Annotated in this window: 16 protein-coding genes; 10 read left to right on the top strand and 6 right to left on the bottom strand. The window is 73.3% G+C overall.

Going from position 1 to position 22,477, the window contains the following annotated elements; all coding sequences use genetic code 11:
- Positions 1-57: 57 nt before the first annotated feature.
- From ABZ738_RS17225 to ABZ738_RS17210, 4 genes are all read left to right on the top strand, one after another.
- Positions 58-1,518 (top strand): lyase family protein, encoded by a 1,461-nt coding sequence (locus tag ABZ738_RS17225; RefSeq protein WP_357214273.1) that lies wholly within the window; start codon positions 58-60, stop codon positions 1,516-1,518.
- A complete protein-coding gene (locus ABZ738_RS17220; RefSeq protein WP_176093812.1) occupies positions 1,515-2,432 on the top strand; it encodes an ROK family protein in 918 nt (305 codons plus the stop codon). The genes ABZ738_RS17225 and ABZ738_RS17220 overlap by 4 nt, the downstream gene beginning before the upstream one ends.
- A 133-nt stretch (positions 2,433-2,565) precedes the next feature.
- Positions 2,566-4,254 carry an ABC transporter ATP-binding protein gene (locus ABZ738_RS17215; protein ID WP_357214269.1) on the top strand — a complete coding sequence of 563 codons (1,689 nt, stop codon included), beginning with the start codon at positions 2,566-2,568 and terminating at the stop codon, positions 4,252-4,254.
- A complete protein-coding gene (locus ABZ738_RS17210) occupies positions 4,251-5,993 on the top strand; it encodes an ABC transporter ATP-binding protein (RefSeq protein WP_357214266.1) in 1,743 nt (580 codons plus the stop codon). The genes ABZ738_RS17215 and ABZ738_RS17210 overlap by 4 nt, the downstream gene beginning before the upstream one ends.
- Before the next feature lie 71 nt (positions 5,994-6,064).
- On the opposite strand, the gene ABZ738_RS17205 is transcribed toward ABZ738_RS17210, so the two are convergent.
- From ABZ738_RS17205 to ABZ738_RS17190, 4 genes are all read right to left on the bottom strand, one after another.
- Positions 6,065-6,745 (bottom strand): GntR family transcriptional regulator, encoded by a 681-nt coding sequence (locus ABZ738_RS17205; RefSeq protein WP_236145927.1) that lies wholly within the window; start codon positions 6,743-6,745, stop codon positions 6,065-6,067.
- 69 nt (positions 6,746-6,814) lie between these two features.
- Entirely contained in the window at positions 6,815-8,194 is a 1,380-nt protein-coding gene (locus ABZ738_RS17200) for an aldehyde dehydrogenase family protein (RefSeq protein WP_357214263.1), read from the bottom strand.
- 17 nt (positions 8,195-8,211) lie between these two features.
- Positions 8,212-9,222, bottom strand: coding sequence for a proline racemase family protein (locus tag ABZ738_RS17195; protein ID WP_131053283.1), 1,011 nt, complete (start codon positions 9,220-9,222; stop codon positions 8,212-8,214).
- A 19-nt stretch (positions 9,223-9,241) separates the two neighbouring features.
- Positions 9,242-10,138: a dihydrodipicolinate synthase family protein gene (locus tag ABZ738_RS17190; protein ID WP_357214260.1), complete on the bottom strand. Its 897-nt coding sequence runs from the start codon at positions 10,136-10,138 to the stop codon at positions 9,242-9,244.
- 183 nt (positions 10,139-10,321) lie between these two features.
- On the opposite strand from ABZ738_RS17190, the gene ABZ738_RS17185 reads away from it, so the two are divergent.
- The 5 genes from ABZ738_RS17185 (at position 10,322) to ABZ738_RS17165 (ending at position 18,586) form a co-directional block, all read left to right on the top strand.
- Positions 10,322-11,497 (top strand): FAD-binding oxidoreductase, encoded by a 1,176-nt coding sequence (locus ABZ738_RS17185; protein WP_357214258.1) that lies wholly within the window; start codon positions 10,322-10,324, stop codon positions 11,495-11,497.
- Positions 11,494-11,763, top strand: coding sequence for a (2Fe-2S)-binding protein (locus tag ABZ738_RS17180; RefSeq protein ID WP_357214256.1), 270 nt, complete (start codon positions 11,494-11,496; stop codon positions 11,761-11,763). Before ABZ738_RS17185 ends, ABZ738_RS17180 begins: the two co-directional genes overlap by 4 nt.
- The gene (locus ABZ738_RS17175; RefSeq protein ID WP_357214254.1) at positions 11,760-13,226 is read left to right on the top strand and encodes an NAD(P)/FAD-dependent oxidoreductase; all 1,467 of its coding nucleotides are present in this window, start codon (positions 11,760-11,762) and stop codon (positions 13,224-13,226) included. Before ABZ738_RS17180 ends, ABZ738_RS17175 begins: the two co-directional genes overlap by 4 nt.
- A gap of 204 nt (positions 13,227-13,430) precedes the next feature.
- A complete protein-coding gene (locus tag ABZ738_RS17170; protein WP_357214252.1) occupies positions 13,431-16,814 on the top strand; it encodes a beta-L-arabinofuranosidase domain-containing protein in 3,384 nt (1,127 codons plus the stop codon).
- A gap of 140 nt (positions 16,815-16,954) precedes the next feature.
- Positions 16,955-18,586 carry a hypothetical protein gene (locus ABZ738_RS17165; protein ID WP_357214249.1) on the top strand — a complete coding sequence of 544 codons (1,632 nt, stop codon included), beginning with the start codon at positions 16,955-16,957 and terminating at the stop codon, positions 18,584-18,586.
- A 43-nt stretch (positions 18,587-18,629) separates the two neighbouring features.
- Here ABZ738_RS17165 and ABZ738_RS17160 read toward each other — a convergent pair whose 3' ends face one another.
- Positions 18,630-19,016 carry a hypothetical protein gene (locus tag ABZ738_RS17160; RefSeq protein ID WP_131052442.1) on the bottom strand — a complete coding sequence of 129 codons (387 nt, stop codon included), beginning with the start codon at positions 19,014-19,016 and terminating at the stop codon, positions 18,630-18,632.
- 94 nt (positions 19,017-19,110) lie between these two features.
- Positions 19,111-19,893: an alpha/beta hydrolase gene (locus tag ABZ738_RS17155; protein ID WP_357214245.1), complete on the bottom strand. Its 783-nt coding sequence runs from the start codon at positions 19,891-19,893 to the stop codon at positions 19,111-19,113.
- Between the two features lie 127 nt (positions 19,894-20,020).
- On the opposite strand from ABZ738_RS17155, the gene ABZ738_RS17150 reads away from it, so the two are divergent.
- Positions 20,021-22,453: a glycogen debranching N-terminal domain-containing protein gene (locus ABZ738_RS17150; RefSeq protein ID WP_357214242.1), complete on the top strand. Its 2,433-nt coding sequence runs from the start codon at positions 20,021-20,023 to the stop codon at positions 22,451-22,453.
- The last annotated feature ends 24 nt before the right edge of the window (positions 22,454-22,477 follow it).

The raw sequence follows: 22,477 nt of genomic DNA, 5'->3' as shown, positions 1-22,477 counted from the left end.
CCGTCCGGGACGGCCCCCGCGCCGACCCGGCCCGCAGAGGAAGTAAGGAACTCCGTCATGAGCACACCCGCGCTGACCACCTACCAGCGGCACCACCTGCGTCCCACCTACGACCACCACGTCGGGCACCTGTTCCCGGCGATGGTGCGGGCCAGCCAGGCGCACGTGGTGATGCTGACCGAGCAGGGGTTGATCCCCGCCGATCGGGGCGCCCGGTTGCTGCGCGGACTGGCCGAGCTGCGCGCCGACCAGGCCGACGCGCCGCCCTTCGACGGCACCTTCGAGGACACGTACTACCTGGTGGAGAAGCGCCTCGCGGCGGCCTGCGGGATACCCACCTCGGAGCTGGACGTGCAGATGGCGCGCAGCCGCAACGACCTCGACGCCGGGGTGTTCCGGATGCTGCTGCGCGACCAGCTGACCGGCGTGCTCGACCGGGTACTGGCCACCGGCGCGGTCGCGCTGGACGCCGCGGACCGGTACGCGGACGTGGTGATCACCGGCTACACCCACCGGCGTCCGGCCCAGCCGACCACCATCGGGCACGCCCTGGCCGGGTACGCCGAGGCGCTGGCCGGGGAGGCGCTCGCCTACGCCGACGTGATCGAGGCGCTCAACGTCTCGCCGCTGGGGTCCTGCGCCTTCGCCGGCACCGACCTGGACATCTCCCCCGCCCGGGTGGCCGAGTTGCTCGGCTTCGCGGGTCTGGTGACCAATTCGTACGAGGCGGTGGCCGGCGCCGACCATCTGGTGCGGGTCGGCACCCTCAACGCCCAGGCGCTGGCCACCGGGGCGCGGCTGGCGCGCACCCTGATGGACTGGCTGAGCTGGCAGTGGGTGACCACGCCCGGTGACTTCACCCAGGGCAGCAGCATCATGCCGCAGAAGCGCAACCCGGTGGTGCTGGAGCACCTGGTCTCGTACGCCGGGCAGGCCGCCGCCGACGCCGCCTCGGTGCTGAACAACGTGGGCGCGGCCTGGTGGGAGGACTCGAACAACGCCACCACCGACGTGCAGGTGCGGCTCTGGGAGAGCAACGACCGGGCGGACCGGTTCTTCGCCCTGCTCGGCGGCTTCCTCGCCGAGATCGCGCCGTTGACGCCGCCGTCGGCGGCCGAGATCGTCGCCTCCGGGGCCACCACGACCGCCGCCGCCGACGCCCTGACCCGGCACGGTGTGCCGTTCCGGGCCGCGCACTCGGTGGTGGGTCGGCTGGTGCGCGGCGGTGCCCCGCAGGGCTGGACCGCCGACGATGTGCGGGCCGCCGCCGAGGGGCTGGTTCCCGGCGGGCTCGACGACGCCGCCGTGGACGACCTGATCGCCGCCGCCGTCCGGCCGGAGCTGGTGCTCGGCCGCGCCCAGGCCGACGGGCCGGGCAGCGACGCGGTACGCGCCCAGGTGGCGACGCTGCGAGGCAGCTTCGACGCGGCGCGGGCACGGCTGGCGGCGGTACGCGACCGTCTCGACCGGGCCGACACCGCACTGGACGCGGTCGCCACCGAGATGGCGGCCCGATGAGCGTGCAGCTGGCGCGACCCGAGTCGGGCGCGTACACCGACGGGCTGCTGCTCGGCATCGACTTCGGCGGGACGAAGATGGCCGTCGGGGTCGCCGACCGGCAGGGCCGGCTGATGGCCCGTGAGCGGGTTCCGACGTACGCCGAGCGCGGTGCGCCGCAGGCGCTGGACCGGGCGCTGCGGCTCGCCGCCCGGCTGCTGGCCGAGGTGGGCGGCCCGCTGCTCGCCGCCGGGGTGGCCTCCCCCGGGGTGATCCGGGCCGACGGCATCGAGCTGGCGCCGAACGTTCCCGGCTGGGAGAGCCTGCGGCTGGCCGACGCGGTGCGGGAGACGCTCGACGTCACCGAGGTGGCGGTGGACAACGACCTCAACGCCGCCGCCCTGGCCGAACTTCGGCTCGGCGCGCTGCGCGACGCCGACCCGGGCCTCGTGCTGGGGCTGGGCACCGGAGTGGCCGCGGCGATCACCGTCGGCGGCACGGTGGTCTCCGGCCACCGGGGTGCCGCCGGTGAGATCGGGTACGCGGTCTCCGGCGGCCCGTGGCCGGGCACCATGCTGGAGTTGGACTTCTCCGGTCGGGCCCTGGACGTGGTCGCCGCCGAACTGGGTCTCTCCGGCGGCGCGGCGGCCCTCGCCGGTGCGGCCGAACGACCGGGGTCGGAGCGGCAGGCGTTGATCGCCCGGCTCGACGAGTTGGCCCGGCACCTGGTCACGTGTTGTCTGCTGCTGGACCCGCAGCGGGTGGTGCTGGTCGGTGGGGTGGCCGGCAGCGCCCTGATCCGGGAGCTGCTGGTCGACCGGCTCACCGAGGTGCTGCCGCATCGGCCGGAGGTGGTACTGTCCCGGTTCGCCGACGACGCCGCCCTGCTGGGCGCGGTCACGCTCGCCCGGGAGGCGGTCGTGGTCACCGGCTGACCGCCGGGACGATACCCGCTACCGGATGGCGCCGCGCCACGACCACAGGTTAGCCTCACCTAACTTGTGGAGAGTGAGGCGAGATGGCAGAGCCGACGGCGGGGGTCCGCCGCACCGACCGACGGCGGGTGAGGTGACCGTGCGAGTCAGCCCGACCGGCCGGTTGTTCGGCGAGATGTTCTGGCGGCAGCGCCGGGACACCGCGCTCTGCACCGCCTTCTGGTCGCTGCACCAGGTGTGCGAGGCACTGGTCCCGGTGGCCATCGGCCTTGTCATCGACCAGGCGGTGAGCACCGGGTCGACCTCGGCGATGCTCTGGTCCGTCCTGGGGATCTTCGCGTTGTTCACCGCGTTGACCATGGGGTGGCGGTCCGGCTTCTGGTTCCTGTCGAAGGCGGTGACCGAGGAGTCACACGTGCTGCGGATGCGCGTGGTCCGGCGGCTGCTGGGCGGGCAGGGCATCCGCACCGGCCGGCAGAGCGGAGAGCTGCTCTCCATCGCCACCACCGACACCCAGGCCGCCGCCGACTCACTGGAGCTGGGCAGCCGGGTGATCTCCGCGCTGCTCGGGCTGGTCGTCTCCACGATCGTCCTGCTGCGGATCGACTGGACCCTCGGCCTCGGGCTGGTGATCGGCATCCCGGTGCTGGTGCTCGCCCTGCATGCGCTCGGGCCGCTCGTGGAACGCCACACCTCGGCGCAGCAGCAGGCCATCGGCCGGGCCGCCGCGACCGCGTCGGACCTGCTGCGGGGGCTCCGCCCGCTGCGCGGGTTCGGCGGCGTCGACGAGGCGTCACGGCGTTACCGCACCGCCAGCCGCACCTCGCTGCGCGCCAACGTCGGCGCGGTCAAGGCCGGTGCCGCGTTCGTCGGGGTGTCGACGTTCACCACCGGCCTGCTGATCACCATCGTGGCCGCCCTGGCCGGCTGGTTCGCCCTGGAGGGGCGGATCACGGTCGGGCAGCTCATCACCATCGTGGGCCTGGCCGCGTTCATCACCGACCCGGTGCTCAACCTGGCCGACTGCGTCTTCCGGCTGGCCACCGCGCGGGCCAGCGCGGCCCGGGTGGCCGAGGTGCTGGCCGCGCCCGAGCGCGCCACCTCCGGCGTACGGGCGGCGCAGCCCGGTCCGCTGGTCCTCGCCGAGGTGCACACCTCGGGCCTGGACGGTGCCAGTCTCGAGGTGCGCCCCGGGGAGGTGCTCGGGGTCGTCACCGGGCAGACCACCACCGCCGACGACGTCACCGACCTGTTGGCCGGGGCACGGGCACCGGAGCGGGGCGAGGTGACCCTGGCCGGGTCACCGGTCGGCGACCTCGACGTCGCCTCGCTGCGGCAGGTCGTGCTCGTCGAGCCGCACGCGGTCGACCTGTTCGGCGGCACCCTGCGCGAGGTGCTGCAGAGCGGGGACGACCGGGACGACGCGGCGCTGCGGCAGAGCATGGCGGCGGCCTCCGTCGACGACCTGCTCGCCGAGGGCGGCACCGGGCTGGACCGCGAACTGCTCGACCACGGACTGAACCTCTCCGGCGGGCAACGGCAGCGGATCGCCCTGGCCCGGGCGCTGCTCGCCGACCGGCCGGTCACCGTGTTCCGCGACCCGACGACGGCAGTCGACGCGGTCACCGAGCACGCCATCGCCGAGGGCATTCGCTCCCGTCGGGCCGGGGACGACCGGGCCACCGTGCTGGTCACCACCAGCGCTCCCCTGCTCGACCGGTGCGACCGTGTCGTCTTCCTCGACGCCGGGCGGGTGGCCGCCGTCGGATCGCACCGGGACCTGCTCACCCAGTCCGCGTACGCCGAGGTGGTCCTGCGATGAGCGCGACGACGATGCTGCCGGTCGCCTCCGGCCGGGAGACCCTGGCCACGTTCTGGCGCAACCTGCGCCGCTATCCGCTGCTGGCCTGGACGTCGGTCCTGACGTCCGTGGCGGCCAGCGCCGCGGCCGTGGTGGTGCCGATCCTGCTCGGTCGGCTGGTCGACCTGGTCGTCGCGGGCGGCACCGGCGAGGCGCTGCTGGTGCTCTCGGCCTGGATCCTCGGCGTCGGTCTGCTGGCCGCCGTGCTGACCGGCGTGTCCCGGTGGCTGGTCACCGAGTGGGGCATGCGGGCCTGCGCCGACCTGCGGGAGGAGGTGCTCGACCGGGCCCTGCGGATGGACTCGGCCCGGTTGGAGAGCGCCGGCTCCGGCGACGTCGCCGCCCGGGTCACCGACGACGTGGAACAGGTCACCGACTCGGTCCGGCTGGCCGCCGGGATCTTCACCGCCCTGGTCACCGTCGTCATCACCTTCGCCGGTTTCGCCACCCTGGACTGGCGGATCGCGCTCGCGTTCCTGGTCGTCCTCCCGGTGCACGTGCTGAGCCTGCGCCGGTTCGTGCCCCAGGCGAAGCGGCTCTACGCCGCCGAGCGCGAGGCGGCGGCGGAACGGACGCAGAGCCTGCTGACCACCTTCACCGGCGCCCGGACGGTGCACGCCTACGGCATGGCGCAGCGGCAGGGCCAGCGGGTGGACGGGGCGTCGCGCAAGGCGGTCACCGCGCGCCTGCGGGCGGTACGCGGGTTCCTGTGGTTCGCGAACATGATGAACTACGCGGAGGCGATCGGCCTCACCGCCGTCCTGCTGACCGGCTTCCTGCTGGTCCGCGCAGGCGAGAGCAGCGTGGGTGACGTCACCGCCGCCGCGCTGCTGTTCCACCGGCTCTTCGGCCCGCTCGGCATGCTCCTGATCTCGTTCAACGACGTCCAGTCGGCCGGTGCCGCGCTCGCCCGGCTGGTCGGCATCACCGGACTCGACGTGCCGGAGTCGCGCCCGCGTGCCGGTGACCGGCCGGCGGGCGGGATCGGCGCCAAGTCGATCGGGCACCGCTACCCCGGCGGCCCCACCGTGGTGCACGACGTCTCGGTGGAGATCGCGGAGGGCGAGTCGCTGGCGGTGGTCGGCGAGAGCGGTGCCGGCAAGACGACGCTGGCGGCCATCCTCGGCGGGGTGTTCCCGGCCGCCGAGGGCGAGGTGCTGCTCGGCGGGCGACCGATCGCCGACCTGGATCCGGTGGAGCTGCGCCGCACCGTCGGCGTCGTCACCCAGGAGGTGCACGTCTTCGCCGGCACCCTCGCCGACGACCTGCGACTGGCGGTGCCGCACGCCGACGAGGAGCAGATGTGGGACGCGCTGCGGCTGGTCGGTGCCGACCAGTGGGTCGCCGCGCTGCCGGAGGGGCTGCACACCCGGGTCGGCGAGGGCGAGCACCCGGTCACCCCGGGGCAGGCGCAACAGGTGGCGCTGGCCCGGGTCGCCCTGCTCGACCCGCCTATCGTGGTGCTCGACGAGGCGAGTGCCGAGGCCGGCAGTGCCGGTGCCCGGCAACTGGAGCTGGCCAGTGCCGCGCTGGTGCGCGGACGCACCGCCGTGGTGGTCGCGCACCGCCTGACGCAGGCGCAGAGCTGCGACCGGATCGCGGTGATGGCGCACGGACGGATCGTCGAGCTGGGCACCCCGGCGGAACTCGTCGCCGCGGGCGGCCGGTACGCCGAACTCTGGGCCGCCTGGCAGCGCTGACCGTACGCCGGGCGGCGGGCAGGCAGCGCCGTCCGGACCGCCTGCCGCCGGTCAGGGCCGTCCGGCGGGGGTCAGTCGGCGGTCGGCTCCGCCCGGCCGGCCCAGCGGCCGCGTACGTGACCGATGTGCACGCGCATCAGCCGTTCCAGTCCGGCCCGGTCGCCCGCCTCGATCAGGTCGAGCATCTCGACGTGCTCGCGGGCGGAGGGCACCAGTTCCCCGGTCTCGGCGAGCCGGGTCAGCCCGAACAGCCGCGACCTCGCCCGCAGCTCACCGACGAGCGAGACCAGGTGACTGTTGCCGGCCAGCGCGAGCAGTTCCAGGTGGAAGCGGCGGTCGTGCTCGATGTACGCGATCAGGTCCCTGCGTTCGGCCACCTCGACGATCCGGTGGGCGATCGGCCGCAGGCGCGCGACGTCCTCGGCGGTGGCCACACCGATCACCCGGACGGTGGTCGGCACCTCGATCAGCTGGCGGATCTCGGTCAGGTTGTCGAGCTCCCGATCGGACAGTTCGGTGACCCGGAAGCCCTTGTTCCGCACGGTCTCGACCAGGCCCTCCTTGACCAGGTCGAGCATCGCCTCGCGGACCGGGGTGGCGGAGACGCCGAGTCGGGCGGCGAGCGTCGGCGCCGAGTAGACCTCGCCGGGGCGCATCTGGCCGGCCACCAGCGCGGCCCGCAGGGCGTGCGCGACCTGTCCCCGCAGGCTCGGTCGCGCCCCCAGGGACGGCAGTTCCAAGGCGTCAGTCACCACCACGTCTCCTTCCCGCCGCATGGTAGGCGACGCCACGGCGGCGGGTCCCGGGACACCCGGCGCGGCTCAGCCTCCGGCGGGTGCGACGGTCACCGTGTGCAGGGCGGTGTAGAAGTCCTGCGCCGCCTTGCCCTGTTCGCGGGGTCCGTAGCTGGAGGCGCGCTCGCCGCCGAAGGGCAGGTGGAAGTCCACTCCGGCGGTCGGCGCGTTGACCTTGATCTGTCCGGCCGCCAGCCCGCCGGCGAAGCGCAGCGCCGCGTCCAGGTCGGCGGTGAAGACCGAGGCGGCGAGCCCGTACCGGACGTCGTTGGCGGCGGCCAGCGCCGCGTCGACGTCGTCCACCCGGCTCAGTGTGCAGATCGGACCGAACACCTCCGCGCGCTGGAGCAGGTGGTCGGCGGGGACGTCGGCCAGCAGCGTGGGGGCGGCGAACCAGCCCGCTTCCCGGGGCGTACGGGCACCGGTGAGCAGCCGCGCACCGGCGGCGACGGCACTCTGTGCGGCCTCCCGCACCCGGGCCCGGGCGGCCTCGTCGATCACCGGCCCCACCACGGTCTCCGGTGCGGCGGGATCGCCGCAGGCCAACGCCGCCACGGCGGTCACCAGCGCGTCGGTGAACGCGGTCGGGTCACCCACCACGATGACGCGCTTGGTGGCGGTGCACTTCTGGCCGGCGTACCCGAACGCGGCGTAGGCGACCTGCCGGGCGGCGGACTCGACGTCGGCGTCCGGCAGGATCACCGCCGGGCTGAGCCCGCCCATTTCGCACTGCACCGGCACGCCCCGCGCCACGGCGGTCGCGCCGACGCCGGCGCCCACCTCGGCGGAGCCGGTGAACGACACGACGTCACCGGCGTCCACCACCGCCCGGCCCGTCTCGGCGTCACCCGGCAGCACCGTCAGCAGCCCGTCGGGCAGGTACGGCGTGACCAGCTCCGCCAGGCGCACCGCGCAGGCCGTCGCCTGCGGTGCCGGCTTGAGCAGGACGGCGTTACCGAAGGCCAGCGCCGGGGCCGCCTTCCACATCGGGATGGCCAGCGGGAAGTTCCACGGCGTGACCAGGCTGGCGACGCCACGCGGTCGGCGACGGGTGTACGCCAGGCCCCGACCGCCGCTGGGTTCGTGCACCGCACCGGTCGGGTCGTAGACCTGCTGGGCGTAGTACCGCAGCAGCGCGACCGTCCGGGCCGCCTCACCGCGCGCCTCCGTGATCGGCTTGCCCACCTCCCGCACGACCAGGTCGACCAGTTCGGCGGTGGCGTCGGCGACCGCGTCGGCGGCGGCGTGCAGCGCCCCGGACCGCTCGGCGGGTGGTGCCGCCGCCCACCCGGGCTGCGCGGCGCGGGCCGCCCCGGCGGCCGTGCCGACGTCCTCGATGGTCGCGGCGGGCACCGAGACGACGACATCCTCCGGACGCTGGGGGGAGGCGGACACGACGACGGACATGAGAACTCCAGTGCTGGTCAGAGCAGGAAACCGGCGGGGAACGGATCGGTGGGGTCGAGGAGGTACTGGGCGGTGCCGGTGATCCAGGCGCGGCCGGTGACCGTCGGGATCACGGCCGGTCGGCCCGCCACGGTGGCGCGGTCGAGCAGCCGGCCGACGAAGCGGCTGCCGATCAGCGACTCGTTGACGAAGTCGGCGCCGAGCGCCAACTCGCCCCGGGCGTGCAGTTGGGCCATCCGGGCCGAGGTGCCGGTGCCGCAGGGCGATCGGTCGAACCACCCGGGGTGGATGGCCATCGCGTGCCGCGAGTGCCGGGCGTCGGACCCGGGGGCAGCGAGGTAGACGTGGTGGCAGCCGGCGATCGTCGGGTCCTCGGGGTGCGCCGGCCGGAGTTGGTCGGTGACGGCGTCCATGATGGCCAGCCCGGCGTCGAGCATCCGCTGCCGGGTCTGTGGGTCGGTCGGCGTGAAGGCGATCCCGAGCCGGTCGAGGTCGACGACGGCGTAGAAGTTGCCGCCGAAGGCGAGGTCCAGGGTGACCGGGCCGTACCCGGGCACGTCGACCGTGGCGTCCAGGTCCGACACGAAGGCGGGCACGTTGCGCAGGGTCACCGACTCGGCGTGCCCGTCGCGGACCGCCACGTCGACCGTCACCAGCCCGGCCGGGGTGTCCAGCCGGATCACGGTGGTCGGCTCGGTGACGGTGACCATGCCGGTCTCCACCAGCACGGTGGCCACCCCGATGGTGCCGTGCCCGCACATCGGCAGGCAGCCGCTGACCTCGATGAAGAGGACGCCCCAGTCGGCGTCGGGCCGGGTGGGCGGTTGCAGGATCGCCCCGCTCATCGCGGCGTGCCCGCGTGGCTCGCACATGAGCAGGGTGCGGAGGTGGTCGAGATGGGCGACGAAGTGCCGGCGCCGTTGTGCCATCGAGTCGCCGGGGATCACACCGATGCCGCCGGTGACCACCCGGGTCGGCATGCCCTCGGTGTGCGAGTCGACCGCGTGGAACACCCGCGTGCTGCGCATCGTCCTACCGCCCTTCCCGTCACCGGCCGCCGGCCGCCACCGCCTTCTCGGTGGCCTCCCGGACAAGGCGCTCGTGGTCCGCCGTGAGGGGCACCCGGGGCGGGCGGCAGGGCCCACCGTAGCGTCCGACGACGTCCATCGAGAGCTTGATCGCCTGCACGAACTCGGTCCGCGAGTCCCAGCGCAGCAGCGGGTGCAGCGCGCGGTAGAGCGGCAGCGCGGTGGCCAGGTCGCCGTCGGCCGCCGCGTCGAAGAGCCGGACGCAGGCCCGGGGCAGCGCGTTGACGTACCCGGCGATCCAGCCGGGCGCGCCGGCCACCGCGAGCTCCAGGGTGACGTCGTCGGCCCCGGCGATGAGGTCGAGACCGGGTGCCGCCTCGGCGATCCGGTAGGCGCGGCGGACGTCGCCGGTGAACTCCTTGACGCCGACGATCAGGCCCTCGCCGTGCAGGCGGGCGAGCAACTCCGGGGTGAGGTCGACCTTGGTGTCGATGGGGTTGTTGTACGCCACCACCGGCACGCCGACCTTGGCGACCTCGCGGTAGTGCGCGACCACGGCCCGCTCGTCGGCCCGGTAGGCGTTCGGCGGCAGCAGCATCACCGCCGCGCAGCCGGCCTCGGCGGCGTCCTCGGCCCACCGCCGCGCCTCGATCGCGCCGTACGCGGAGATGCCGGGCATCACGGTGAAGCCGTCGGGTGCGGCGTCGACCGCGACCCGGACCAGCGTGCTGCGCTCCTCGGGGGTGAGGGTCTGGTACTCGCCGAGCGAGCCGTTCGGCACGACCCCGTCGCAGCCCTCGTCGGCGAGCCAACGGACATGCTCGGCGTACCGGTCGACGTCGACCGCGAGTCGGTCGTCGAGCGGCACCGTGGTGGCCACCAGTACGCCGTGCCATGGTCTCGACCGAGGGGGCATCGGGTGCTCCTTATTCCGTGGCGGCCAGTACAATGTCACACACTACAACGGCGTCCCGCCGCCCTCCAGCCCCCGACGTCGGAGGTGCCATGCCTGCGCCCCGCCACCCCGCCGCCCCGCCACCCCACTGCCCCGCCGGGCCCTGTGGCACCGCTGCGCCCGGCCGACCGGGCCGGTGCTCGCGTGCGTAGCGGGGCGGTGGACCTGGTCGTGGTGGGGGCGGGCATCGTCGGCGCGGCCTGCGCCCACGAGGCGAGCCGGGCGGGCCTGTCGGTGACCGTCGTCGACAGTGGACCGATCGTCGGCGGCACCACCGGGGCGGGCGAGGGGAACATCCTCGTCTCCGACAAGGAACCCGGCCCGGAACTCGACCTCGCGCTGCACTCGCACCGGCAGTGGCGCGCCCTGGCCGACCTGCCGGTGCGCGACACGACCTTCGGTGACCTGGTGGAGATGGAGGCCAAGGGCGGACTGGTGGTCGCCACCGACGGGGCGTCGCTGGACGGCCTGGCCCGGCTCGCCGCGCGGCAACGTGACCTCGGCGTCGAGGCGGTCGCGGTCGACCGGGACCGGCTGCACGCACACGAACCGCACCTGGGCGACGACCTCACCGGCGGCTACCGGTACCCGCAGGACATGCAGGTGCAGCCGATGCTCGCCGCCGCCCACCTGCTGCGACTGGCCCGCCGGGGCGGCGCCACCGTGCTGCCGCACGAGCCGGTCACCGACCTGCTCCGGGACGGACCACGGGTGGTCGGCGTACGGACTCCGCGACGCGACATCCCCGCCGCCGCCGTCCTCAACGCCGCCGGCACCTGGGCCGGTCAGGTCGCCGCACTGGCCGGTGTCGTGCTGCCGATCGCGCCCCGACGCGGCTACATCCTGGTGACCGAGCCGCTCCCGGCGCTCATCCGGCACAAGGTGTACCTCGCCGACTACGTCGCCGACGTGGCCAGCGACTCGGCCGCGCTGCGGACCTCCACGGTGGTGGAGGGCACCCGGGCGGGCACCGTGCTCATCGGCGCCAGCCGGGAACGCGTCGGCTTCGACCGGAGCCTCTCCGTCCCGGCCCTGCGGCAGCTCGCCGCCGGTGCGGTACGCCTCTTCCCGGTGCTGCGCGACGTGGCGGTGATCCGCGCGTACCGGGGATTCCGGCCGTACTGCCCCGACCACCTGCCGGTGATCGGCCCGGACCCCCGGGCCCCCGGGCTGCACCACGCGTGCGGCCACGAGGGCGCCGGCATCGGCCTGGCACCGGGCACCGCGCGTCTCGTCACGCAGAGCCTGCTCGGCACGCCGCCCGAGATGGACCTGACCCCGTTCCGCCCGGACCGGTTCGACCCGGAGGTGCCCCGGTGATCCACCCCGACGAGTTCGAGATCCTCCTCGACGGCACGCCGGTGCCCTGTCGCGACGGCTGGACCATCGGCGCCGCCCTCACCGCCGCCGGGGTGCTGTCCTGGCGGGACACCCGCGTCGGCGGGCGACCCCGGGGGCTGTTCTGCGGCATCGGAATCTGTTTCGACTGCCTGGTGACCGTCAACGGACAGCCGTCGCTGCGGGCCTGCCTGGTGCCCGCCACACCCGGCGACGACGTCCGCACCCAGCAGGGCACCGGGCGATGACCGGCGTACGCGTGGACGTGGCGGTCGTCGGTGCCGGGCCGGCGGGACTGGCCGCCGCGCTCGCCTCGGCGGAGGCCGGCGCCCGGGTCGCGATCGTCGACGCGGGCGTACGCCCCGGCGGGCAGTACTGGCGCTCCCCCGCTCCCGGCGCCGGCCGCTTCCGGCCGGCCACCCTGCACCACGGCTGGCGGCGGTTCACCTCCACGGTGGACCGTCTCGCCGCGCTGGCCGACGCCGGTCGGGTCGTCCGGCTGGCCGGGCACCACGTCTGGTCCGTCACGCCGGACGGCGACGGTTGGGCGCTCCGCTGCCTGGTCGGCGCCGAGCCTCGGCAGCACGGCACACCCGACCCGGTCACCGTCGCCGCCCGCCGGCTCGTCCTCGCCACCGGCGCGTACGACCGGCAGGTGCCCTTCCCTGGCTGGGACCTGCCCGGCGTGATCACCGCAGGCGGGGCGCAGGCCCTGCTCAAGGGTCATCTGGTCGTACCCGGACGGCGGGTGGTGGTGGCCGGCACCGGGCCCTTCCTGCTGCCGGTCGCCGACGGTCTGGCCCGGTACGGCGCACGGGTGGCGGCGGTGGTGGAGGCGAACGGTCCGCTCGCCCTGGCCCGGCACCCCCGCGCGCTGCTCGGCGCGGCCGGCAAGTTCGGTGAGGCGGCCGGGTACGCGGCCCGGCTGGCGCGGCACCGGGTGCCGGTCCGGCATCGGCACGTCGTGCTGCGGGCCACCGGCACGGACCGGCTGACCGGGGTGGTCGTCGCCCGGCGAGGTCGGGACGGCCGGGTACGCACCGGCACCGAGCGGCGGATCGACTGCGACGTGCTGGCCGTCGGGTGGGGGTTCACGCCGCAACTCGACCTGGCGCTCCAACTCGGGTGCGCGACCCGGGTCGACGCCGACCAGAGCCTGGTGGTGTCCGTCGACGAGCAGCAGGCGTCGAGCGTCGCCGGGGTGTGGGCGGCCGGTGAGGCCACCGGCGTCGGCGGCGCCGACCTGGCGACGGTGGAGGGTCGGATCGCCGGTGCCGCGGCGGCGGCTTCGCTCGGCGCCGGACCGCTGCCCGGGGATCGGGCGGCACGTCGTCGACGCCGTGCCCTGCGCCGGTTCGCCGCCGCCCTGCACCGGGCCTACCCGATCCCCGACGACATGCTCGCGCGGTGTGCCGACGAGACCGTGGTCTGCCGGTGCGAGGAGGTCGACGCGGGCGGGATCCGGCAGGCCGTGGAGTTGCTGGGCGCTACCGAGGCCCGCACCGTCAAGCTGCTGGCCCGGCCGGGGATGGGCTGGTGCCAGGGCCGGGTGTGCGGCTTCGCCACCGCCTGCCTGACCGCCCACCACGCCGGTCGGGCGGTCACCGGGGCGGACCTGCGGGCCTTCGCGGAACGACCGATCGCCGCCCCGCTGTCGCTGGGACGACTGGCCGCGTCCGAGAAGGACGGATCCGGGGTGGATCACCGCTAGGCGGACGCCTCCACGGGCGCCCGAGAACCCCAGGTAATCGCGTCTGTGAGCGTTAACATCGCGACGTTACCTACCGGTTTCGCATTCCGCACATCACCGGGTCACGGGATTGACGAGCGGAAAGTTAACGCTCACACTCGCTGACAATCCACCCCGCGCCGCCGCACCGGTCGAGCCGTACCCCACCTGGAAGGACGATCCTAAGTGGCTGAATCCGTTGAGATCCCCGTGAGTCGACGTCAGGTCCTGCAGGTGTCCGCCGCCGGAGTAGCCGCGGTCGCCACCGCGAGTGCCTTCCCGACCGCCGCACAGGCGGCACCGACCCCGGGTTCGGGCCCCGGTACGCCCGCGCCACGCCTCGCCGATCCCGGTCCGGGCGGCACCGCACCGGTCCGGCCGTTCCCGCTCCGTGACGTCCGGCTCGGCGACGGCCTGCTCCAGGAGAAGCGGGACCGGATGAAGAACTACCTGCGGCAACTCGACGAGCGGCGCTTCCTGGTGCTGTTCAACAACCAGGCGGGCCGACCCAACCCGCCCGGGGTCACCACACCCGGCGGCTGGGAGGACGGCGGCCTGCTCAGCGGCCACTGGGCCGGGCACGTCATGACCGCCCTCGCGCAGGGATACGCCGACCTCGGTGAACCGATCTTCAAGAACAAGCTCGACTGGATGGTCGGCGAACTCGCCGCCTGCCAGGCGGCCATCACGGCCCGGATGGGCACCGGCGATCCGGGCGGCGATCCGCAGGAGCCGGCGGAGCCGGAGATCGACCGGGTGCCCGGCCGGTTCGGCAGCGGCCTGCGACTGGGCGGTCCCAGCCGGGCCGAGCACGTGACGCTGCCGCAGGAGGCGATCAGCCAGCTCACCGACTTCACCATCGCGACCTGGGTCAACCTGGCGGCCACGCAGAACTGGAGCCGGTTGTTCGACTTCGGTCAGAACAGCACGGTGAACATGTTCCTCGCCCCGCGTGCCGGATCGACCGGTAACGCACCCCGGTTCGCGATCACCGTCGGCGGCAGCGCCGGCGAACAGCAGATCAACGGCACTACCGCGTTGCCCGTCAACCAGTGGGTGCACCTGGCCGTCACCCTCACCCAGAACACCGGCACGTTGTACGTCAACGGCGTCCAGGTCGGCCAGAACACGAGCATGACGTTGAGTCCGGCGAACCTGGGGAACCCCGGCAACCGGTGGATCGGACGGTCGCAGTACGGCGACCCGATGCTCAACGCCACCGTCGACGAGTTCCACATCTTCGACCGGGCGCTCAGCGCACAGGAGGTGGCGTCCCTGCAGAACTCCCCCGCCGGCAGCACCGGAGGCGGCTCGATCGCCTGGTACCGGTTCGAGGAGGAGGGCGGCTCGACGATCCTGGACTCGTCACCGAACGGCCGCGACGGCGGGATCGTCGCCACGCAGAGCGGCGGGACCGAGCTGTGGGTGCCGACCCACCCCGGCTACCTCGGTGCCATCCCCGAGGACGCGGTGCTGCGACTCGGGCCGCCCCGGTGGGCGGTGTACGGCAGCAACGCGGCCACGAACACCTGGGCCCCCTGGTACACCCAGCACAAGATCATGCGTGGTCTGCTCGACGCGTACTACCACACCGACAACGCCACGGCGCTCGACGTGGTGACCAGGATGGCCGACTGGGCGCACCTGGCGTTGACGGTCGGCGACAAGAACCACCCCGGCTATCCGGGACCGATCACCCGGGACAACCTGAACTACATGTGGGACCTCTACATCGCGGGCGAGACCGGCGGCGTGAACGAGGTGTTCCCGGAGATCTCCGCGCTCACCGGCGACAGTCGGCACCTGGAGACCGCCAGGCTTTTCGACAACCGCGAGTCGCTCTTCGACGCCTGCGTGGAGAACCGGGACATCCTCGTGACCACCCCGGCCACCAACCCGGGCCGACGCCGCCCCGACCGCTTGCACGCCAACTCGCACGTGCCGCAGTTCGTCGGCTACCTGCGCGTCTACGAACACAGCGGCGACACCGAGTACTTCCAGGCCGCGAAGAACTTCTTCGGCATGGTGGTCCCGCACCGCGCGTACGCCAACGGCGGCACCGGCGGCAACTACCCCGGCTCGAACAACAACATCGAGCTGTTCCAGAACCGGGACAACATCGCCAACTCGATCGCCCAGGGCGGTGCCGAGACGTGCACCACGTACAACCTGATCAAACTCGCCCGCAACCTGTTCCTGCACGAGCAGAACCCGGCGTACCTGGACTACTACGAGCGGGGCCTGATCAACCAGATCGCCGGGTCACGCGCCGACACCACCACCGTCAGCAACCCGCAGGTCACCTACTTCCAGCCGTTGACCCCGGGGGCCGCCCGTGGCTACGGCAACACCGGCACCTGCTGCGGCGGCACCGGGGTGGAGAACCACACCAAGTACCAGGAGACGATCTACTTCAAGTCCGCCGACGACTCCACCCTCTGGGTCAACCTGTACGTGCCGTCGACCCTGACCTGGTCGGAGAAGGACCTCACCGTCGTCCAGGAGACGGACTACCCCCGCCGGGACCACACCCGGCTGACCGTCAACGGCAGCGGTCCACTGGAGATCAAGCTTCGTGTACCGGCCTGGGTGCGCAAGGGCTTCCAGGTCAGCGTCAACGGTGTCGCACACCAGCACACCGCCACCCCGGGCAGCTACCTGACACTGAGCCGCACCTGGCGCTCCGGCGACACGGTCGACATCCGGATGCCGTTCAGCATCCGCATCGAACGCGCCATCGACCGCCCCGACACCCAGGCCCTGTTCTGGGGACCGGTGCTGCTGCAGATCCTCGGCAACCCCGGTGGGGGCGCCTTCCGGGAGCTGTCGTTGTACCGCCACCTCCGGCGCGACGGCGACTACAGCCGGGCCGCCATCACCCCGAGCAGCACCACGGCCGCCGGTGACCAGCTCTTCGCCACGCACGGGTTCACCCTGCGGCCGTACTACGTCGCCGACACCCAGGCCGTCTCGTCGTACTTCCGGCGGGTCGAACCGACGGTCGTGTTCGGCGGCATCGACACCGGCGTACCCAACCACAAGCGCAACGACGGCCTGCCCGCGTACGACATCCCGGTCACCGGAGTGCCGTCACCCGGCACCGACGGTCCGACCTTCCTCGACCTGCTCTGGGACGAGGCGCCGTTCGCCGGCCACGGCCAGTTCGTCACGGCCGTCACCCGCATCGCCGACGCCTTCGTCGACGCGGACGTCTTCACCGCCGCGCAACGCGACCGGATCGTCGCCGACGCCACCCGGGCCAGGGCCGAACTCGACCCCGGGTCCTCGTTCGATGTCGAGGTGACCGCGAAGACGCACCGCATCGGCGGCACGGCGTACGTCTCCGTCTCCGCCCGCAACGACGACCAGGTGCCGCTCACCATCGAGCTGGTCACCGCGTTCGGCTCGCGGACGGTGACCGGCGTCGCCCCGGGCAGGAGCGCCTTCCAGCAGTTCACCACGCGCGCCGCGGCGGTACCGGCCGGCACCGCCACCGTCCGGATCACCGGCACCGTCGACGGCGAGGAGATCGTCACCGAGGTCGAGGCCCCGTACCCGGCGCTCGGCTAGTGCTCTGCCGGGTGGCGGCGCCCGCCGGGGCGTCGTCACCCGGTCTGCCGCCCACCCGCTCGCCGCGAAGTTGCCGAACTGCCCGACACGACGGCCGTTCCCGGTGGAGTCTGCCAGGGAGGAGACGGCGGGGAGGCAGGATGCGGCAGCGCAGACGGGCGGGACTGCTGCTGCTCACCGCCGTGCCGCCGACCGTCGAGGCCACCGTCCTGGTCGCCCTGGGCTTCGTCGCCGCCACCGGGCTCGCACCGCAGACCTCGGCCGTCTGGCCGTACGACACCTACCACGACCTGCGGTGGCTGTACGTCTACCACGAGTCCTGGCCGAAGTTCCTGTTCTGGTTCGGCGTGCTGGTGGTGGCGCGGGGGGTGTTCCACACCGTGCTGGTGGTGCTCGCCTGGCCGGACGGGATGCCCCGACCACCGGTGCGGTGGCTGCTGCGGCGCAGCCTGGGGCTGGCCCTGCTGGTGGCGGTGATCGTGGCACCGTGGGCGTTGATCTCGGTGGCCGCGTCGGTGGTGGCGCTCTCCTGGGTGCTGCTGGCCTCCCTGCTACCGATGTTCCTGCTGGCACCGTTCCTGCAACGGGCCGCCGTGGTCGGTCCCTGGTGGCGCGGACTGCCGTCGCTGTCCCTGGTCGGCTGGTCGCTGCTGAACTTCGTGGTGCTGACCATGGCCGGTGCGCTCTGCTGGAGCGTGCCGGGCTGGTGGACCGTGCCGGTGGCCGCCACGGCAGGCATCGTGAACGGGCTGCTCTGGGACCGGACGGTGCACGCCGCCCTGAGCGCGCACCGCATCCGGTTGGCGTGGCTGCCGGCGACCCCGGTCGCGGCCGTACTCGCCCTGGCGGTGCCGCTGCTCATCCCGCCGCTGATGCACGCGGTGCCGGGCAAGAACCTCCAGGCCGAGACGATGGTGCTGGACCATCCGCTGCCGCCGGAGGTCCCGCAGGCGATCATCGTCCTCGCCGGCTACGGCTCCGCGTATGGCGGCGAGGCGCCGGTCGACGACCGCGTCGAGCGGTTCTCCTACCGGGGGCTGGACCCGGACGGCACACCCCTGCCGTACGCGCCACGCGACACCACGATCTCGGTGGCGCAGAGCGCACGGCTGCTCGGCGAGCAGGTGCAGCGGCTGCACAGGCGTACCGGTCGGCCGATCGCGCTGCTCGGTGAGAGTGAGGGGGCCATGGTCGCCCGCACCTACCTCCAGGAGGGCGCCCATCCGGCGGTCGACGCGCTGGCGATGTTCAGCCCACTGATCAACGCGGGGCGCGCCTACTATCCGCCACCGCACCAGGACCGGGGCTGGGGCGTGGTCACCGGGTGGCAGTTGCGTCTCATGTTCGGCGTACTGCACAAGGGCGGTGGTGCCGGCACCGGTCCGGACGAGCCGTTCATCCGGTCCCTGGTCGACAACGCGCCGTTCTACCGCAACCAGCTCATGTGCCCGGTGCCCGGCGTACGGATCGTCGCCTTCGTCCCCACCAGCACCGCCGCCGAGGCGCCACCCGGCGACTACGCCGACATCCCGGTATTCCAGATGCCCGGCGTCCACGGCGGCCTGCTCGACCGCGCGCTGGTCGAGGAACGGCTGGTTGCCTTCCTCTCCGGCGAGTCGATCGAGCAGGAGCGCGACGAGTATCCGCTGCTCCAGCGGCTCGGCGCCGCGTGGCAGGCACCGCCGTTGGCCATCGCGGCCAACCCGGCCTGGGCGGCGTTCCAGCAGCCGGACCCCGCGTTCACCGGCAAGGTCTGCCTGCCGACCCGCTGACCCGGTCGGCGCCGGCACCGCCTTTCACCGGGTCGCGCGCGGTTCAGGGGGCCGGCGAGGCGCGGTGCAGGAGGATCAGCCTGGCGGCGGCCAACGCCGGTCCGAGCACCAGCACCGTCTGCACCGGGTGGTAGGTGAAGAGGAAGAGGTGCAGCACGACGAAGACCGCGACGGCGGCCAGCGCGAGCAGCCCCGACCAACGACGGCCCAGGGGTACGAGCGCCCCGGCCAGGGCGACACCCACCCCGGCGGCCAGCCGCAGCCAGACCCACCCGGTGATGTCGTGCCGGTGGACGACGCCGTCGCCGAACGAGACGTACCGGTCGCCGGTCAGGTCGGCGCCGGCCGCCACCGCGTCGAAGATCCCGGCCGCGCCGAGCAGCACCCCCGCCAGCAGCAACGCCCGTGCGCGTACCTCGCCCCTCGTCACCACTCCCCCGTCGTCCGTCGACCCGACGGCGGCCCGTGGTGCCGCCGACCGGTCGGCGCGTTCCGCTCCGGCGACCGCCGAGTGTCCGGCGCGTTCAGCGGGTGATCTCCAGATAGCGGTCGATCATCGCGTTCACCTGTTCCGGAACCTCCAGTTGCACGAAGTGCCCGGAGCCGGCGGTCTGCCCGATGTGCGACTCGGGGACGAGTCGGGTGAGGTGGGCGTAGTCGGAGAAGGGCTGGTCGGTGCCGACCATCAGCAGTGGCCGGGCCCAGGTGGTCAGCGCCGCCACGTCGCCGCCCTGCCGCACGTACGCGGCCAGTCCGGCGATCGGCTCGTAGGCGATCTCGGTGGAGGGTCGGCCCATCGCCCGGACCACCCGCTCCACCAGGCGCGGCTCGGAGTAGGGCCGGAAGTACGAACGGACGATCCCCTCCCGGGCCGCGCCCGACGTGTCGTCGCGCAGTGATTCGGCCACCTCGCCGATCGCGTCGGCGGCCCCGGGCGGCCCGGCGACCGCGGAGTCCAGCATCACCAGGCCGGTGAACCGACTCCGGTCGGCGGCTGCGGCGGCCAACGACCAGACCCCGCCGAGGCTGTGCCCGATCACCGTGACCCGGCGCAGGTCCAGCGCGTCGGCCAGGGCGCGCAGGTGACCGCCCATCTGGTCGACGCCGTACCCGTCGGGCGAGGGCTGACTGTCGCCGTGGCCGGGCATGTCGACGGCGATCACCCGGGCCGGCCGGGCGGCCAGGTGACGGGCCACCGGTTCCAGGTACGTGTGGTCGCCGCACCAGCCGTGGACGAGCAGGAACGTGCCGCCCCGTCCCGGCCCGTACGTGTGGTAGCGCATCCCTGCCGCGACCCGTCCGTCCACCGTCGCACCTCCCCAGACTGATGTGCCCCGTACTTCCACTGAAGCACGACCCCACACCAGAAGACAATTATATGTTGTATGTCCGATTTACCGCGTTGCCGACACGGCAGTGGACGGGGAGGGGCAGGTGGACGGAGTGCTCGACAGCTTCTTCGCGAGCCTGGCCGAGACTCCGCCCGGCCGCCTGCCCACCACACCCACCGGGGTGCTCCGCTTCGACTTCGACGGGCACGACACCTGGTTCGTCGCGCTCGCCGACGGCCGCGCCCGGGCGTACCGGGACGGCACCGACGCCGACTGCCGGGTGGAGATGAGCCGGGCCTCGTTCGAGCGTCTCCTCGCCGGCCGCGACCACTTCGTCTCCATGCTGTTCCGGGGAGTGCTATCGGTCGGGGGCGACCTCGCCCTGATGCACCTCTTCCGCCGACTGCTGCCGGTGGCCGCCAACAGCGTCGCCGTCGAGCCGGCCACACCGGGTACGACCTTCGCCGAACCCGGTCTGGTCGGACTCCAGCAGGCCACCCGCATCTTCGCCGGCAGCCTGTTCATGATCAGCGAAGCCAACGGGAACGTCGGAACCACGCCGACCACCCCGATGGGCCTCTACTTCTTCGACACCCGGTTCCTGTCCACCTGGGACCTGACCCTCGACGGGGAGCAACTCTCGGTGCTCTCCCACGACGCGGTGAACACCTGGGAGTCCCGGTTCGGGCTGGTGCCCGGCGAGCCCACCCACTACGTCAGCGCGACCACCTCGGTCATGCGGCGACGCCAGGTGGACAAGGAGTTCCAGGAGGAGATCACCCTGCTCAACCACGCGCCCGCACCGGTGCAGTACACCATGCGGCTGGCGGTCGCCGCGGACTTCGCCGAAGTCCCCGAGGTCCGCAGCGGGCTGCGCCGGGACCGACCGGTGGTCGCCCTGGTGGAGCAGGACACGCTGCGGCTGCACTACAAGCGGGAGAGCCTGCACCGGGAGACGGTGGTCACGGCGAGCGAACCGGCCCGGATCGACGAGGACGGGCTGACCTTCACCGTCACGGTCGACGCGAAGAGCGCCTGGAGCACCCGGCTGCGGGTACTCACCCTCGTCCGCGACCTGCACAGCCGCGACCTGCGGGAACGGCTGAACAGTTCCACCGGGCGCTCCGACAGGCGGGTCCCGACCGACATCGCCCGGTTGACCGCGTCGGCACCCCGACTGCGTGCCGAATACGAGCCGTTGCAGCACGCGTACGAGCGGTCCGTGCGCGACCTCGCCGCACTGCACTATCCCGGCCTCAACTACCTCGACGGCCTGCCCGCCACCGGCCTGCCCTGGTCGATGACCCTGCTGGTCCGGGAGAGCCTGATCAGCAGCTTCCAGGCGCTGCCCTTCCTGCCGGAACGAGCGGCCCGGACCCTGCGCATCCTGGCGCTGACCCAGGGCGCACGGGACGACCCGTTCCGGGGCGAGCAGCCGGGCAAGATCGTCCAGGAGTGCCGGTACGGCGACTCGGCAGCCTTCAACGACACCCCCGAGTCGGCCAACTTCACCGCCGTCGACACCACCGCCCTCTTCGTCATCCTGCTCGACGAGTACGAGCGGTGGACCGGCGACGCCGACCTGGTCCGTGGGTACGAGTACGAGGTGCGGGCGGCCATCGCCTGGCTCGACGGCCCCGCTGACCCGCAGCGGACCGGTTACGTCTGGGCCGGTTGCCAGACCAGCCGCACCGAGGAGGTGGGCGGCACCTGGCGCAGTTCGGCGCACGCGATCTGCTTCGCCGACGGCCGTCCGGCCGGGTTCCCGCAGGCGACCTGCGAGGTCCAGGGCTACACCTACGACGCCAAACGGCGGGCCGCCCGGATGGCGCGCCTGTTCTGGCAGGACCTGGAGTGGGCCGACCGGCTGGAACGCGAGGCCGCCGAGTTGCAGGACCGCTTCGACCGGGATTTCTGGCTGCCCGACCGGGGGCACTACGCGGTGGCGCTCTCCGCCGACGGTCGACCCGTGGACGGGCTGGCCTCGAACATGGGCCACCTGCTCTGGAGCGACATGGTCCCGATGTCGCGGCGCGACGACGTGGTGCGGCACCTGTTCGGTCCCGGCCTCTGGTCGGGCTGGGGCATCCGCACCGTCGCCGAGGACGAACCCGGCTACAACCCGCTCGGTCGCCACACCGGTGCGGTCTGGCCCTGGGACAACTCGATGATCGCCTGGGGACTGTGTCGGGCCGGGTTCCGGGCCGAGGCGGCGCGCATCGCCGAGGGCATGCTGGAGGCGAGCCGCTACTTCGACGGCCGGCTGCCCGCGTACCTCACCGGCTACGACCGGGCCGCCACCAAGGTCCCGGTGCCGTACGGGCTCGCCGACAGCCCGTACGCCCCGTCCAGCGGTACGCCCCTGATGGTGCTGCGTACGCTGCTCGGCCTGGAGCCGTACGCGAACCACCTGGCGGTGGAGGCCGGGGTGCCGGAGGAGATGGGCCAGATCGAGCTGCTCGACATCCCGGGTCGGTGGGGGTACACCGACGCGCTGGGGCGGGGCCGTCCGTTCCGTGCCCGCCGTACGCCCTGAGGTGTAAGGAGGGGACCCTTCCTA

Origin of the sequence: Micromonospora sp. NPDC047793 (assembly GCF_040642635.1) — a bacterium.
GTDB lineage: Bacteria > Actinomycetota > Actinomycetes > Mycobacteriales > Micromonosporaceae > Micromonospora.
Note: the sequence above shows the minus strand (reverse complement) of the source record. Positions and strands in the feature narration are given on the sequence as shown.